9 protein-coding genes are annotated in these 16,231 nt (G+C 73.6%); 1 reads left to right on the forward strand and 8 read right to left on the reverse strand.

Translation table 11 applies throughout. From position 1 onward, the window contains the following. Positions 1-96 precede the first annotated feature (96 nt). Positions 97-1,599, reverse strand: coding sequence for an outer membrane protein assembly factor BamB family protein (locus tag ACZ5K7_RS42985; RefSeq protein ID WP_468922940.1), 1,503 nt, complete (start codon positions 1,597-1,599; stop codon positions 97-99). Between the two features lie 565 nt (positions 1,600-2,164). On the opposite strand from ACZ5K7_RS42985, the gene ACZ5K7_RS42990 reads away from it, so the two are divergent. After that, positions 2,165-5,710, forward strand: a complete 3,546-nt coding sequence (locus tag ACZ5K7_RS42990) for an SCO5717 family growth-regulating ATPase (protein WP_468922943.1) — start codon at positions 2,165-2,167, stop codon at positions 5,708-5,710. A gap of 74 nt (positions 5,711-5,784) precedes the next feature. Here ACZ5K7_RS42990 and ACZ5K7_RS42995 read toward each other — a convergent pair whose 3' ends face one another. The 7 genes from ACZ5K7_RS42995 to ACZ5K7_RS43025 form a co-directional block, all read right to left on the reverse strand. Then, positions 5,785-6,735: a bifunctional riboflavin kinase/FAD synthetase gene (locus tag ACZ5K7_RS42995; RefSeq protein WP_351711941.1), complete on the reverse strand. Its 951-nt coding sequence runs from the start codon at positions 6,733-6,735 to the stop codon at positions 5,785-5,787. A 120-nt stretch (positions 6,736-6,855) separates the two neighbouring features. Beyond that, positions 6,856-10,509 (reverse strand): trypsin-like peptidase domain-containing protein, encoded by a 3,654-nt coding sequence (locus tag ACZ5K7_RS43000; protein WP_468922947.1) that lies wholly within the window; start codon positions 10,507-10,509, stop codon positions 6,856-6,858. 248 nt (positions 10,510-10,757) lie between these two features. Further along, positions 10,758-11,663 (reverse strand): tRNA pseudouridine(55) synthase TruB, encoded by a 906-nt coding sequence (gene truB, locus ACZ5K7_RS43005; RefSeq protein ID WP_450973562.1) that lies wholly within the window; start codon positions 11,661-11,663, stop codon positions 10,758-10,760. After that, entirely contained in the window at positions 11,660-12,121 is a 462-nt protein-coding gene (rbfA, locus tag ACZ5K7_RS43010) for a 30S ribosome-binding factor RbfA (RefSeq protein WP_351711947.1), read from the reverse strand. The genes truB and rbfA overlap by 4 nt, the downstream gene beginning before the upstream one ends. A 40-nt stretch (positions 12,122-12,161) precedes the next feature. Continuing rightward, a complete protein-coding gene (locus ACZ5K7_RS43015) occupies positions 12,162-12,455 on the reverse strand; it encodes a DUF503 domain-containing protein (protein ID WP_351711949.1) in 294 nt (97 codons plus the stop codon). Between the two features lie 158 nt (positions 12,456-12,613). Beyond that, on the reverse strand, positions 12,614-15,766 hold the full coding sequence (gene infB / locus ACZ5K7_RS43020) for a translation initiation factor IF-2 (RefSeq protein ID WP_468922952.1): 3,153 nt from the start codon (positions 15,764-15,766) through the stop codon (positions 12,614-12,616). Positions 15,767-15,920: 154 nt separating this feature from the next. Next, positions 15,921-16,190: a YlxR family protein gene (locus ACZ5K7_RS43025; protein ID WP_351711953.1), complete on the reverse strand. Its 270-nt coding sequence runs from the start codon at positions 16,188-16,190 to the stop codon at positions 15,921-15,923. Positions 16,191-16,231 lie beyond the last annotated feature (41 nt).

A 16,231-nucleotide genomic window follows, 5' to 3' on the forward strand; every position in this document is an offset into this window, starting at 1 on the left:
CCCCACCCCACACCCCCCACCCCCCCCCCCCCCCCCCCCCCCCCCCCCCTCCCCCCCCCCCCCCCCCCCCCCCCCCCCCCCCCCCCACAGCCGGGCTCAGCTCTCTCCGGCGCTGCCGATGCCGAGCACGGACAGCACGGCGGCCTTGGGGTGCTTGTCGTCGGCGGCGAGTTCCCGCTTCGCGAAGAAGACCCTGCCCTGCTCCACCACGATGTCCGACCGCGTCGGGTCGCCGAGTTCGCCCTCCTCGTCGGACGGGAGGCCGAAGAGCAGGTACGGGGTCAGCCTGCCGGTGCGGGGATTCCAGGTCTCCACGGCGGACGGTTCGATGTCGCTGAGGCTGCTGCGGAAGACCAGCAGCCGGTCACCGCTCATCCGCAGCGGGACGACGGGCTCCAGGGGCCGTCCGTCGAGTTTGCCCACGGTCTTGCCGGTCGTGCGGTCGAAGGCGACGATCCAGTTCTCCGGCTGGTCGATCTCGGACTGGTCCTTGCTGGTGACGTAGACCTGGTCGGGCCCGACGACCACGCCGTCGCAGTTCTCCAGGTCGCCGAAGAAGCCGGCGGAGAAGTAGCGGTCGCCGCACCGGGGGTCGTAGGCGTCGCCGCCCATGGAGATGGTGGCGAGCTTGCCGCCGTCGTCGCCGTCGAGGGTGATGAGGTCGGTGACCAGGGTGTCGCCCGCCGCGACCGCGAGCACCGGCGGATCGGCGGAGGGCAGATAGACGTCCTGGACACCGGCGGCGACCTTGTAGGTCCAGCGCGGCTTCCCGGTGCGCGGGTCGAGCCGCTGCACCCGGTAGGTGGTGTCGGGTGCGGCTCCGCAGCCCTCCAGGGCGAGCAGCGCGCCTCCGCCGGCGAAGCCCTTGTCCACGCACTTGGCGCCGGTGGTGCTGTTCCAGAGCCGGTCGCCGCTCTTCATGTCGTAGGCCACCGAACCGTGCCCCCAGGCCACGGCGACGACGCCCTTGGTCAGCGTGAGGTTCGTGTTGGTGACATAGGCCTCGCGCGCCGAGGGCATCCGGGCGGTCCACAGCTTCTTGCCGTTGTTCAGGTCGACGAGGACGACCTCGTCGCAGATGCCGGCGTCCTTGGTGCCCTTGCGCTTGCTCGGCTGCACCACGACCGCGGTACGGCCGTCGACGGTGACATGGCCGCTGGTGGCGCAGAGGTGACCGTCCAGTTGGAGGGTCCAGGCCGTGTCGTCGACGCCCGCCTCTATCTTGACGCCCACGATCCTGGTGCCGATGCCCTTGGCCAGGACCTTGCCGGTGGCCCAGGTGCCCGGCGCGTACCGCGGGCTGGGGTCGCTCTCCTTGGGGAGATCCTCCTCGTAGTGGTCGACCACGACCCGGCCCTCGGGCGAGGCCGGGGTCCGCTCGGTGGTCCGCCGTATCGCGTCCGGGGCGGGGGCGGCGGCCTGCCGGGCGGCGGACGACGTGTCGTCGCCCAGGGACATCACCAGCGCGCCGCCCGCGGCCAGTACGACGGCCACGGCGGCCGCCACCGCGCCGAACAGACGCCTGCGTCGCTTCCTGCGCTCACCGTCGGCGGCGAGTGTGGACTGGGTGTAAATGGATGGAGGTGGGCCGAAGCTCACGCCGAACGTTCCCTTTCTTCCCTTTTCTTCTCTGCTTCGCGCTACGCGTACGGCAGAACTTCCGGGAAGGCTGCGGCATGTGCCGTGCTCACTCGTACTCCCCCGTCCCCCGTGGCGTCCGCGCGCAATACCCCCGTCTTCGGGGAGAGTTCATCTGTGCTCACGCGAACACACGCTCACCCTATCCCCTTCGCACCAGGGCATCATGGACATGACTCACACATGGCTCACACACCCCGGAGCGCTCAACTACCGCCCGAAGTGACGGTTCTTGCCCGTTTTGTTCATCGATTGTTGGGCAATACGAAAGCTCTGCACAGGAGTTCCGGGCAGGGTGTGACCAGGCGGACGTCCGTATTGAGACGGACGGGCCTGCCGAGGTCCGGCTCCTGGTGATTAGGCTGGGAGGGGGGCGCGACGTCAGGACCGTGAACGAGACGTCGGTGCCTCGAGGGGGAGAGCCGGTGGATCGGACTACCTCAAACGAATACGGATGCTGAGAACGACACGACATGGTCGTCGCGCCGGCACGGCATGAGGGTGCTCGACCACACCAGGAGGAACTGTGAGCAGCGATCGGGACGGGATCCGCGGGGGCTGGGCCACACCCGGCGAAGACCAGCCCGACGCGGAGTCCCTCAACGAGATGACGGGCGAGTTCACGATCGACTACGCGCCGCCCGCCTGGTACACGCAGAACGCGGCGGGCGGCCCGGGAGCGGCCGACGGTCCCGGCGGGCCGGGGGCGGCTCAGGGTGCCCCGGGGTCCGGTGACCCGTCCGGCGCGCCCGGCGGAGCGGGGGCTCCGGGCTCCGGTTCCGGTACGACGCCTGCCGCGCAGCCCCGTTCGCCGTTCCCGCCGGGAGCGCCGATCCCCGGGTTGACTCCCCCGCCGCACGCCCAGCAGAGGGGCGTAACGCCTGGTCCCGCCGGTCCGTTCACTCCCGCGCCGACGTCGGGTCCGGGTGTGCCCTTCAACCCGCCGCCGACGGCGACGCCCGGGGCACCGTTCACGCCCCCGCCCGCCTCGACGCCGGGTGCGCCGTTCACGCCGCCGCCCACCGCCACGCCGGGCGCGCCGTTCACCCAGCCGCCCGCTTCGGCGCCGGGTGCGCCGTCGGCACCCGCGCCTGCCGCGACGCCCGGGGCACCGTTCACGCCCCCGCCCACGTCAACGCCCGGCGCACCGTTCACTCCTCCGCCCGCGTCAACGCCCGGAGCACCCTTCACCCCGCCGACGGCGACGCCCGGGGCACCGTTCACCCCGCCGGCCACCTCGACGCCGGGTGCGCCCTTCACGCCGCCGCCCACCGCCACGCCGGGCGCGCCGTTCGCGCCGCCCGCCCCGAGCGCGGACGCGGGGGCGCCGGCCGCTCCGCCGGCGCCGGTCGCCGGGCCCGCCGCGCCGTTCACCCCTGCCGCATCCCCCGCGGAGGGTCCGGCCGCCGTGCCGAAGCTGCCGGTCGGTTTCGAACCGCAGCGGTCCGCCGCCGAAGACCCGGCGCCGGACCCCGAGCCGGAGAACGGCGACCTGGGCAGCGGGTCGACGATGCGGATCTCCCCCGTCGCGCTGAAGCGTGACATCGCCGAGGCCGCCGAGCAGGGCCGCACCAAGGACGAGGGCAGGACCGAAGCCGAGGCCGACGAGGAGGAGCAGTCGGCGGCCGACGTCATCGCGCTGCTGGTCGACTCGGGCGCCAGGGGCACCGACGAACCGTCGCACGTCGGTACCGAGGACGAGGCCCCCCTCGACGACGACGCCGACCCCAGCGGTACGGCCGAGACCGACGAACTCGCCCAGAACGCCGCCCCGGTGAGCGACACCGAGGAGGACGAGCACCAGGACGCGGTCGCCGACACCGACGGCGACACCGACGACGAGTACGACGAGCACGACGACGAGTACGACGAGACGCACTCCGCGTCCGACGATGCCGCCGACGCCGTAGTCCCCGAGGACGCCAACGAGCCCGAGGACGCGCCCCCCGCGCCCCAGGACGCCGTAGCCGCCACTCCCGCGCCGCAGCACGCGCCCCCTGCTCCCGAGGCCGCCGTGCCGCCCGCCGCCTGGACTCCCCCGCCGACACCGCCGACGCCGCCGGCACCGCCGGCCGTGGTGCCGCCCTTGCCGCCGTCCTACCAGCCCGCCGCCCCCGCACCGGCCGCCCACTGGCCGGCCCAGTCGGAGCCGACGCCCGGTCAGCCGCAGCCCCAGCCGGCGGCCGCGCAGGGCCCCACGGGCGTCCCCGGGCAACAGCCGGCGTTCCAGCCGCAGGCACCGCAGCCCGCGCCCGCCCCTTGGCAGCAGCCGGGCGCCCCCGTCCCGCCGCCGCAGGCACCGGACGGCTACGGCTTCCCCCAGCCCGGCGCCCAGCCCGCCCAGCCCCCCGCTCCGCCGGCCGCACAGCCGCAGCCCGCCGCCCCCGACGCCCAGGGCGGTTACGGCTACCCCGGCGCACCCGTGCCCCAGGCGCCCGCACCGGCCGGCTATGGCTTCCCCCAGCCGGCCGCGCAGCCCCCGACGCCCCCGGCTTCCGCGGCCCAGCCCGGCGGTTACGGCTTCCCGCAGCCCGGTCAGCAGCCGCAGGCCCCCCAGGACCCGCGCGCAGTCCAGCCCGCCCAGCCGCCCGCTCCGGCCCCGCACCCCGAGCAGCAGAACCCGCAGGCACCGCAGGCTCCCCAGCCCCCGGTCGACCCGCGGGTCGGTGCCGCCTGGCCGCAGCCCATGCAGCACGACCAGCGGCAGATGACCAACCCCGGTGCGGCGCCGCTGGGTTACACCGCGGCCGTGGAGCTGTCCTCCGACCGGCTGCTCAACAACAAGAAGCAGAAGGCGAAGAGCGGCCGGCCCGCCGCCGCGTCCTCCCGGTTCAAGCTCGGTGGCAAGAAGGAGGAGGCCGAGCGGCAGCGGAAGCTGGAGCTGATCCGTACGCCGGTGCTGTCCTGCTACCGGATAGCGGTGATCAGCCTCAAGGGCGGTGTCGGCAAGACCACCACGACCACCGCGCTCGGCTCCACCCTCGCCACCGAGCGCCAGGACAAGATCCTCGCCATCGACGCCAACCCGGACGCCGGCACGCTCGGCCGCCGGGTGCGCCGCGAGACCGGCGCCACCATCCGTGACCTGGTCCAGGCGATCCCGTACCTCAACTCCTACATGGACATCCGGCGGTTCACCTCCCAGGCGCCGTCCGGTCTGGAGATCATCGCCAACGACGTCGACCCGGCCGTCTCGACCACGTTCAACGACGAGGACTACCGGCGCGCGATCGACGTCCTGGGCAAGCAGTACCCGGTCATCCTCACCGACTCCGGAACCGGTCTGCTCTACAGCGCCATGCGCGGTGTGCTCGACCTCGCCGATCAGCTGATCATCATCTCGACGCCGTCGGTGGACGGTGCGAGCAGCGCGAGTACGACGCTGGACTGGCTGTCCGCGCACGGGTACGCCGACCTCGTGTCGCGGTCCCTCACGGTCATCTCCGGGGTGCGCGACACCGGCAAGATGATCAAGGTCGAGGACATCGTGGCGCACTTCGAGACCCGCTGCCGTGGCGTCGTGGTCGTCCCCTTCGACGAGCACCTGTCCGCCGGTGCCGAGGTCGATCTCGACATGATGCGGCCGAAGGTGCGCGAGGCGTACTTCAACCTCGCGGCGATGGTCGCCGAGGACTTCGTGCGCCACCAGCAGATGCACGGCCTGTGGACCAGCGACGGCAACCCGCCGCCGGTCGCCGCCCCGCCGATGCCGGGCCGGCCGCTGCCCGGCCAGCAGTACGCCCCGCCGCCGGCCCCGGGCCGGCAGGAGCCGTACGCGCCGGGACAGCCGTACCCGCAGCCGTATCCGCAGCAGCCTGGACAGCCTCCGCAACAGGAGCTCTACGGCCGGCCCCAGCCCGGCGCCCAGCCCTACCCGCCGCAACAGCCCGGCCAGCCGTATCCCCCGCAGCCGCAGGCACAGCAGCAGCCCGGTTACGGCTATCCGCAGCCGGGCGCCCAGCCCCCGGCGCCCCCGGCCCCGCCCGGCGGCTACGGCTTCCCGGAGCAGCCGCAGCAGGGCCAGCCCCAGCCGCCCCACCCCCAGGAGCCGCCGCAGCCCCCGCAGCAGTAGCGGAAACGCCGAAGGGCGGCCGGTGCCTCACCGCACCGGCCGCCCTTCGGCGTGTTCCTGGACGGACCCCCGGGTCAGGCGTCCTCGGCCGCCAGCAGCTCACGGCACCGTTTGACGTCCTCGGCCATCTGCTCCAGCAGCGCGTCCAACGAGTCGAACTTGGCCTGGCCCCGGACGTAGGCCAGGAAGTCGACGGCGACATGCAGCCCGTACAGGTCGAGGCCGACGCGGTCGATGGCGTACGCCTCCACCGTGCGCTCGGTGCCCTCGAACTGCGGGTTGGTGCCGACGGAGACCGCCGCCGGCATCACCTCGCCCTGGGCGTGCAGATAGCCGGCGTAGACGCCGTCGGCGGGGATGGCCGTGTGCGGCAGGGTCTCCACGTTGGCGGTGGGGAAGCCCAGCTCACGGCCGCGCTGGGCACCGCGTACGACCACGCCCTCGACCCGGTGCGGGCGGCCCAGGATCTCGCGGGCGCCCGCCATGTCACCCTCGGCGACCAGGCGCCGGGTCAGGGTCGAGGAGAACGGCTCGCCGCCGCCCGCCTCGCCGCGCACGTACAGGTCGACGACCTCGACCTCGAAGTCGTAGACCTTGCCCTGTTCGGTGAGGAACTCGACGTTGCCCGCGGCCTTGTGGCCGAAGCGGAAGTTGGGGCCCTCGACGACGGCCTTGGCGTGCAGCTTGTCGACCAGCACCTTGACCACGAACTCGGCCGGCGACAGCCGCGAGAACTCGGCGGTGAAGGGCAGGACCAGCGCCGCGTCCACGCCCAGCTCCGCCATCAGCTCGGCGCGGGTGTGGTGCGGGGCCAGCAGCGGCGGGTGGCTGCCGGGGCGGACGACCTCGCTGGGGTGCGGGTCGAAGGTGACGACGACCGCCGGGATGCCCAGCTCACGGGCGCGGTCCACGGCATGCCGGATGATCAGCTGGTGACCGCGGTGCACCCCGTCATAAGAACCGATGGTGACGACGCTGCGCCCCCAGTCCTCGGGGATGTCCTCCAAGCCACGCCAGCGCTGCACTGTGACCGCTCCTCGAACCTGTGTCCGTTGTCCGTCTTAGCCAGGTCTAAGGGTGCCATGTTTGCCGGACCCGTCTCACACCGGCACGGTCGCTGTGACCCGGCGCACGCCCTGACCGTGTCACGCGGGCACCCGGACACCGGCCAGGTTCCCCAGCATCCGCCGGGTGCTGGGCCCCACCACGGCGGCCCATTCCTCCGGGGTGTCGGTGAGCCAGCGGGCCATCTGGGCGGCGAATCCGGGCACGTGCCGGCCCAGGTCGACCAGTCCGCGGTCGAACCGGGTCGCCCCGTCCGGGGTACGGACCAGCAGCAGCCCGGTGCGCCGGACCAGCTCACGCATCGCGTCGCCGTCGTCCTCACGCTGTACGGCGGCCGCGTGCAGCAGCGCGTCGAGCACGCCCGGGTCCCGCTCGTGGGCCAGCAGGAACTCCAGCAGTTCCCGGCGCAGCGGGCGCGAGACGGGGGTACCGGCCGCGCCCAGTACCGTCGCCAGAGCCGCCCGCACCGGCTCGGGGCCGTCGTCGAGCAGCCCGGTGACCAGCGGCAGCAGGACGGCACGGGCTCCGACGCCCTGGTCGAGGCGGCGCTCGACGAACCCGGCCACCTGCCCGGCGGCCTCCGGGCGCAGCTCGACGGCCTCCAGGACCAGCTCGGTGACCCGGTGGGCGAGGGCCGGTGTGGTGACGTCGGCGAGGGCGCGCAGCACCTGTCCGGCGCCGGGCCCGCGCAGCCGGGTACGGAAGGCCTCCAGGACGTCGTCGGGGTGGGTGGCCAGGGCGGGCACCAGGGCACTCGGCGCGAGCTGCGGGTCGCCGGTGGCGAAGTGCCCCAGCGCCTGCGGGAGATGGCGGGCCCGGGTCCGCGGGTCCCGGACCAGCAGGGCGAGGGCGCCGCCGTGCAGGGTGCAGTCGGCGGGGCGGGCGAGCAGGGCGAGCGCTGCGTAGCGGAGCAGTTCGCGGTCGGGCTCACTGCGGACGTGCGGGGCGGCGCGCAGGCCGTAGGCCACGGCGGCCACCCGGCGGGCCGGGCGCTCGTCGTGCGCCCAGCGGTCGACGGCCCGGCACACCGCGGACGGCTCGTCCTCGGCGAGCACGGCGAGCAGTTCGTCGCCCCGCCGGTGCGCGGCGTCGACCAGTACCTCGGTCAGATCGTCCAGTGCCCGGTGCCGATGGGTGTGCAGCAGCGCCTGGGCCGCGGTCGCCACGGTGGCGTGCGGCATCGCGGGCAACGGCCGCTCGTCGTCGAACCACCGGGTGAGATACGGCTGTACGGCGGTGGGGGCGGCGGCGAGCAGCCGGGCGACGGCGTCCAGGTAGCGCGGGGCGGTGCCCTCGGGCTCCTCCGCCGCCGGCTGGGCCCCGAACCGGCCGACGCCCGCGGTCTCCGGCAGCGGCTCGTCGGCGAGCACCAGCCTCCGCAGCAGATCGAAGCGATCGGCGTCGGACAGGGCGAGCGCGGTCCAGAAGTCAGGCGCGAACTCGGCGGGTGCGGTGCGCTGCCGGCCCACGACCCGGTCGGCGAGCAGCCGCAGCACCCCGGTGTACGGCGTGGCGTCGGGCAGCCGGAGCAGGGTCTGGGTGAGCAGCCGGGCGGCCCACCAGGAGCCGGGGTCGAGGTCGAGGGCGTGTGCCAGGTCGTTGAGCCGGGGGGCGAGTTGGGCCGGCCCGTACTGGCGGTCGAGGAGCAGCAGCGCCTGCACCACCGGGCCGACCCGGTGGTGCGGGACGGGCAGGGGGTGGGCGCTCCCGGGGGTTCGGGGCCGGTGGACGAGGGCGTGCAGGGCCTCGTCCAGGTCCAGGTGCATGCCCTGGATCCAGTCGGCCAGCTCCTCGTGGGCGAAGCGGTAGCCGCCGCCCGCCGGGACCAGCAGGCCCTCGGTGAGGACGGCGGAGGCCCAGCCGGAGCCGCCGCCCAGATGGGCCGGGACGGGTCCCCAGGGGAACACCGCCTCGAACGACTCCCGGTCCAGTTCGCCCTGGCCGGGCCCGAGGCTGCGCCGGGCGGCCTCGTGCACCTGGCCGGAGACCCGGGCGGCGAGCCGTCGTACGGCCGTGCCGCGCAGGCCGTTCTCGGCGGCCAGCCGGACCGCGATGCGCAGGCACAGCAGGTCGAGGTAGGCGGCGAAGACGTCGTGCCGGTCGATCGGGCCGTCGGCGGGGGCGTCCGGGAGGGCCGCGCGGACCTCGGAGAGCAGGCGCAGGGCGAGGGGGTGGCGGGCGTCGCGGTCGGTGAGGACGCCGTCGGGCACACCGTAGCGGGAGCGGGCGCGGCGGGCCTCGTCGGGGGTGAGGTCGGTCAGCCGGACGCAGGAGGGGGTGCCGGTGCCCCGGTGCAGCAGGTGGGGCGGGAACTCGGCGCCGGCCCGCTCCCAGTACTCCTCGCGGCAGGCGACGAGGAGCCGGGCGCCGGTGTCGCACAGCCATGCGGCGGTGCCGGCGGTCCAGGCGGAGAGCCGGTGGGTGAGGACCGGTGGCATCTCTTCGGGGCCGTCCAGCAGGAGGAGCAGTGGCCGTCCGGCCCGGGCGGCCACCCGGGCCAGCCGTTCCACGGTGAGTTCGCCCAGGTCGCCCGGGAGTTGGGAGCGGGAGGCGGCGACAATCCGGACGGCGCGCTCCAGCGAGCGGCGGGCCGCGTCGGCGACCGAGTCGTCGGCGTCCTTGAGGTCGGCGCCGCGGAGCCAGAGGGTGGGGGCGGGGTGTGCGCCGCGGTTGCGGCGGGCTGCGAGGGCGGCGAGTTCGGTGGTGCGGCCGGTCCCTGGGGCGCCGACGAGGGCCAGGACAGTCCCGTTGGTCTCGTCGGTTCCGGTGTCTTCGGCGAAGGCCGACAGTTGTTCTGAGGTTGCCGCCCGCTCCACGGGCTGAACGGGGTCGGTGTGTTCGTCCGCGGGTGCGTGGGGGCTTGTCGCGCCCACGTGGCGGTAGCCGCATGTTTGATGCAGCCCCGCGCCCCTCTGGGGCGCTCCGGTGCGGGGCGCTGACATGCGAGGTGTGGAATGGCCCACATAGCCGGCCAGGGCGCCCGGGGGGCCGTCCTGGCCTACCGACGTGGCTGTCAGTTCCAGGAGGCCTGCGAGGTTGAGGTCGGGGCCGTAGGCGGGGACCGTCGCGGCGTTGCGGGTGAGGAGGTCGGTCAGGGGGGCGCTGTCCGGGTGGTGGAGCGAGACGGCGAAGCCCACGTCTCGCTGGCCGGACTGGAGGGCCGTGCCCAGGACGCCGAGGACCGCGCCGGTCTCCGCGTCCAGGACCGGGCCGCCGGCCGCGCCGCCACCGAGGCGCAGGGCGTCCCGGCCGGCCGTGCCGATCGCCAGTTCCAGGGCGTCCTCGAGGAGGTGGAAGCGGTCGGTGGCGGTGTACGTCACCTGCGTCGCGGCCAGCACCCTGGCCTCGCGCCAGCGGTCGGCGGCGATCCGGACGTAGGTTCCGGCCGGGATCCGCTCCCGTACCGTGATCGGCAGCGGGTCCACGCAGAGGCCCTCGGTGCGGATCAGGGCCAGGTCGTGGGCGGGCAGCGGAGTGACCGCGTCCGAGTCGACCACGCAGGTACGGTCCCCGGCCGCGTGCAGCACGATCCGGGCGAGCCCGTCGACGGCCTCGTGGCTGGTGATCAGGGTGCCGTGGTGGTCGGCGAGGAAGCCGGTACCGCGTGGGCGTCCGGCGAGATCGCGGACCCGGACCAGCCGGTCGTCGAGTACCGGCCAGGTGTCCTGCCGTGCCTCCCGCGTACCGTCCGCCGTGCGGCGACCGCTCCCGGTCCGCGGGCCCCGTCCCGCCATGATCGAACCTCCCCGCCCGTACATCCGTGCCCTTGTCTGAGACGGTAGGCGCGAAATGATCAGCGGGACAGAGCGGGTGGCGAACGCGCCCCCCTCCGCTCCCCCGGTTCACTCCGAGCGCCTGCTCGGTCGGGTGAATAGCCCGGGGCGGGTGGATACACCCTAGGGGTGGGGGAACCGAGGGGGGACCGTGGAGCGGCGGCGGCGCCAGACCCCGTGGTCGCCGCTCCACGGGCACACCGGGTGGTTCAGCCGAACACGGCGAGGCTCTTGGCCTTGCCCTTCTGCTCCTCGACGAGCACCAGGAAGCGGCCCTCGGGGCCGAACACGGCGACGGGACCGGCGTCGGCGTACTGCTCGGGCATGTCGATCCGCACCCCGTTGGTGAGCAGGCCGGCCCGTCTGGCGTCGACGTCCCAGCGCGGGAACGCGGCCCCGGCCGCCTCGGCGATCGGCATCACGGTCAGCTCCTGCTGGAGCTGGTCGAGGGTGCGCGCGGAGTCCAGCTTGTACGGTCCGACGCGGGTCCGGCGCAGCGCGGTGAGGTGGCCGCCGACGCCCAGGTCGGCGCCCAGGTCGCGGGCGAGGGCGCGGATGTAGGTGCCGGAGGAGCAGACCACCGAGACGACCAGGTCCAGCACGGGGGTGCCGTCCTCGGCGACGGCGTCCCGGACGTCGTAGACCGTGAACGACGAGACGGTCACCGGCCGGGCCGGGATCTCGAAGTCCTCGCCCTCCCGGGCACGCTTGTACGACCGGACACCGTCGATCTTGATGGCGCTGACCTTGGACGGCACCTGCATGATGCGGCCGGTCAGCTTGGCGATGCCGGAGTCGACGGCCTCGCGGGTGACCTTCGAGGCGTCGGTGGACGAGGTGATCTCGCCCTCGGCGTCGTCGGTGAGGGTGTTCTGCCCGAGGCGGACGGTCCCCAGGTACTCCTTCTCGGTGAGGGCGAGATGCCCGAGGAGCTTGGTCGCCCGTTCGATGCCGAGGACGAGGACGCCGGTGGCCATCGGGTCGAGGGTGCCTGCGTGCCCGACGCGCCGGGTGCGGGCGATGCCCCGCATCTTGGCGACGACGTCGTGCGAGGTGAAGCCCGACGGCTTGTCGACGATGACAAGGCCGTCGGGCGGGGTGGGCTTGCTGGTCATTCGGTGGCGTCGTCCGTCTCGTCGGCGTCGTCCTCGGAACCCGGCTTCTTGTACGGGTCCGCTTCACCGGCGAAGGCGGCGCCGGCGGAGACCTCGCGGACCTTCGCGTCCGAGGCCCGTGCCTTGTCGAGCAGGTCCTCGATGGTCTTCGCGGTGTCCGGGAGGGCGTCCGCGACGAAGGTCAGGGTCGGCGTGAACTTCACGCCCGCCGCCGCGCCGACCGCCGAGCGGAGCACGCCCTTGGCGCTCTCCAGGCCCGCGGCGGCCGCGGCCCGCTCCTCGTCGTCGCCGTACACCGTGTAGAAGACGGTCGCCTCCCTGAGGTCACCCGTGACCCGGGTGTCCGTGATGGTGACGTTGGTGCCGAGCCGCGGGTCCTTGATCCCGCGCTGCAGCTTCTGGGCCACCACCTCTCGGATGAGGTCCGCCAGCCTCTTGGCACGCGCGTTGTCGGCCACTGGTCCGTCTCCCGTTCTTTCTTCTTTGTCGTTCTCAGGTCTAGTCGTCGTCGCCGTGGACGCGCCGTCGGACGGACAGCAGCTCCACCTCGGGGCGGGCGGCGACCAGCCGTTCGCACCGGTCGAGTACGTCGGTCAGGTGCGCGACGTCGCCGGAGACCATGGCAAGGCCGATGCCGGCCCTGCGGTGAAGGTCCAGGTGGTCCACCTCGGCCGCGCTCACGGCGAACTTCCGCTGGAGTTCGGCGACGATCGGGCGGACGACGGAGCGCTTCTCCTTCAGCGAATGGACGTCGCCGAGGAGGAGGTCGAAGGACAGAGTCCCCACGTACATGTATGTAACCGGTTCACCCGCCGGTACGGGATCGATGGCCCTGTCAGGAACGGTACCCCGTCCCCGCCTTGGGCTCGACCGACTTTCCCGGCCCACGGGGCCGGGAAAAGCGCCGGCCGACGGTACCGAAGTCCCGTCGGCCGGCGCCAACCGTGGGATTACACCCGCGGCTTCTCGCGCATCTCGTACGTCGCGATGACGTCGTCGATCTTGATGTCGTTGAAGTTTCCGAGGTTGATACCGCCCTCGAAGCCTTCCCGAATCTCGGTGACGTCGTCCTTGAAGCGGCGCAGACCGTCGATGTTGAGGTTCTCCGCGATGACCTTGCCGTCGCGGACCAGGCGCGCCTTGGTGTTGCGCTTGACCTCGCCGGAGCGGATGAGAACACCCGCGATGTTGCCCAGCTTGGACGACTTGAAGACCTCGCGGATCTCCGCCGTACCGAGCTCGACCTCTTCGTACTCCGGCTTGAGCATGCCCTTGAGGGCCGCCTCGATCTCCTCGATCGCCTGGTAGATGACCGAGTAGTACCGGACGTCCACACCCTCGCGCTCGGCCATCTGCGCCGCACGGCCTGCCGCGCGGACGTTGAAGCCGATCACGATGGCGTCCGAGCCCATCGCCAGGTCGATGTCCGACTCCGTGACCGCACCGACGCCGCGGTGCAGGACGCGGATGTCGACCTCTTCGCCGACGTCCAGCTGGAGCAGGGACGACTCGAGAGCCTCGACGGAACCAGAAGCGTCACCCTTGATGATGAGGTTGAGCTGCTGGACCTCGCCGGCCTTGAGCACCTTGTCCAGGTCCTCGAGGGAGACACGGCGCGTGCGCTTGGCGAACGCGGCGTTGCGCTCACGGGCGGCGCGCTTCTCGGCGATCTGACGGGCCGTACGGTCCTCGTCGACCACCAGGAAGTTGTCGCCCGCACCCGGGACGTTGGTCAGACCCAGGACCTGGACCGGCGTCGCGGGTCCGGCCTCGGCGACGTTGTTGCCGTTGTCGTCGAGCATGGCGCGGACGCGACCGTAGGCGTCGCCCACGACCATCGTGTCGCCGACCCGCAGGGTGCCTCGCTGGACGAGGACCGTCGCCACGGCACCGCGGCCGCGGTCGAGACGGGACTCGATCGAGATGCCCTGCGCGTCCTGGTGCGGGTTGGCCCGCAGGTCGAGCGAGGCGTCGGCCGTCAGGATCACGGCCTCCAGCAGGGAGTCGATGTGCAGACCCTGCTTGGCGGAGATGTCGACGAACATCGTGTCGCCGCCGTACTCCTCGGCCACCAGCCCGTACTCGGTGAGCTGACCGCGCACCTTGGTCGGGTCGGCGCCCTCGACGTCGATCTTGTTGACCGCGACGACGATCGGGACGTCGGCCGCCTTGGCGTGGTTGAGCGCCTCGACCGTCTGCGGCATGACGCCGTCGTTGGCCGCGACGACCAGGATCGCGATGTCGGTCGACTTCGCACCACGGGCACGCATGGCGGTGAACGCCTCGTGACCCGGGGTGTCGATGAAGGTGATCTTGCGCTCTTCGTCGTTGACCTCGGTCGCGACCTGGTAGGCACCGATGTGCTGAGTGATGCCGCCGGCCTCGCCCGCGATGACGTTCGTCTTGCGGATGGCGTCGAGCAGTCGGGTCTTACCGTGGTCGACGTGACCCATGACGGTGACGACCGGCGGACGGACCACCAGGTCCTCCTCGTCGCCCTCGTCCTCGCCGAACTCGATGTCGAAGGACTCGAGCAGCTCGCGGTCCTCCTCCTCGGGGCTGACGATCTGGACCGTGTAGTTCATCTCGCCGGCGAGGACCTCAAGGGTCGCGTCGGAGACGGACTGCGTGGCCGTGACCATCTCGCCGAGGTTCATCATGACCGCGACGAGGGACGCCGGGTTGGCGTTGATCTTCTCCGCGAAGTCGGTGAGCGACGCGCCGCGGGAGAGACGGATGGTCTCGCCGTTGCCGCGCGGCAGCATCACGCCGCCGACGCTCGGGGCCTGCATGGCCTCGTACTCCTGGCGACGCTGCCGCTTCGACTTGCGACCGCGACGCGCCGGACCGCCGGGACGGCCGAAGGCGCCCTGCGTGCCACCACGGCCGCCGGGACCGCCCGGACGCCCGCCGAAGCCGGGACGACCGCCGCCGCCACCGCCGGGACCGCCGCCGAAGCCGCCGCCACCGCCGCCGGGGCCACCGCCGCCGGGACGGCCGGCGAAGCCGCCGCCACCGCCCGGACGGGCGCCGCCACCGCCGCCGCCGGGACGACCGGCGAAGCCGCCGCCGCCCGCGGGACGACCGGCGCCGCCGCCGGGACGACCCGCACCGCCGGGACCGCGACCGCCGCCACCGGGGCCGGGACGCGGGCCGGCAGCGGGACGCTGCGGCATCATGCCGGGGTTCGGACGCGGACCCGCGGAACCGCCGCCGGGACGCGGACCGCCCTGCGGGCGGGGCATGCCGGACGGGCTCGGACGGGAACCGCCGGGAGCCTGGGGACGCGGACCGCCGCCCTGGGCGCCGGGCGCCTGGGGACGGGGAGCGCCACCGGGACCGCCGGGGCCGGGACGGGCGCCGCCCTGCGGGCGCGGGGCCTGCGGGCGGGCCATGCCGGTGGAGCCACCGGAGGTGAAGGGGTTGTTGCCCGGACGCGGACCGGCCGGACGGGCACCGCCCGGACGGGGGGCGCGGTCACCGGGACGCTGGCCGCCCTGGCCCGGACGGGCCTGGCCCTGACCGGGGGCGGGACGACCGCCGGGGCGCGGGGCGCCCTGGCTCGGACGAGGAGCGCCACCGGGACGCTGGCCCTGGCCCTGGCCCTGGCCCTGGCCCTGTGCGGCGGCCGGGGTCTGCGCCGGGGCGGCCGGAGGGGCCGGCGGGGCGGTGAACTCGGGCGCGGCCGGAGCCGGACGCGGGGCGGGCTTCGGGCCCGGACGCGGGCCGGAGGCGGCCGGCGCCGGGGTGACCGGTGCCGGAGCCGAGGGCGCCGCCGAGGCCGAGGCCGAAGCCGCGGGGGCGGGCGCCGCAGGGGCCGGCGGCTGCGGGACGGCCGGACGCGGCGCGCCCGGCTTGGGTGCGCCACCCGGGCGTGCCGCCTGCGCCGGAGAGGGCGCGGCGGGCCTGGGGGCAGCCTTGCGCGGGGCGGGCTTGCCGTTGCCACCGCCCTGGAAGGCATCTGTCAGCTTGCGTACAACGGGCGCCTCGATCGTCGAGGACGCCGAACGGACGAATTCACCGAGTTCTTGGAGCTTGGCCATGACGACCTTGCTCTCGACCCCGAACTCCTTGGCGAGTTCGTATACCCGGACCTTAGCCACTTCGCTCCTTTTAGGTCCGGGTGCGTCCGGACCGTCGCTACTTCATGGGCGTACTCATCGCGTGCTCATCGAGTGCTCATCGCAATCTCGACCTACTTCCAACTCGCGGGGTACCAGAGCCGCACGGACGTTCCGTACGACGCTTCTTACGGTGTTACTGCTCGACGTAGGGGCGCAACGCCTTTACGTCCAGCGGACCCGGGACGCGGAGCGCCCTCGGAAGTGCCCGGCGGCGCACCGCCTGGTCCAGACAGACCTGGGCGGGGTGTACATATGCACCCCGGCCGGGCAGCGTACCGCGAGGATCGGGGACACATTCATCCTCGACCGCCACGATCCGCAGCAGTTCGGTCTTGGCCGCTCGCTGCCTGCACCCCACACAGGTGCGCTCAGGGCATGCGCGGGCATGCGTCCGGCCAGACACTGCTAAGTCTACCTCCCCGTACCGACCTCACCCCTTCGGGG

The sequence above is a fragment of the Streptomyces sp. NPDC031497 genome (assembly GCF_055580905.1).

Excerpts from the sequence above, each read along its gene's own strand:
- ACZ5K7_RS43000 (WP_468922947.1), bottom strand. The coding sequence starts at position 10,509 with ATGGCGGGACGGGGCCCGCGGACCGGGAGCGGTCGCCGCACGGCGGAC.
- truB (WP_450973562.1), bottom strand. The coding sequence starts at position 11,663 with ATGACCAGCAAGCCCACCCCGCCCGACGGCCTTGTCATCGTCGACAAG.
- ACZ5K7_RS43015 (WP_351711949.1), bottom strand. The coding sequence starts at position 12,455 with ATGTACGTGGGGACTCTGTCCTTCGACCTCCTCCTCGGCGACGTCCAT.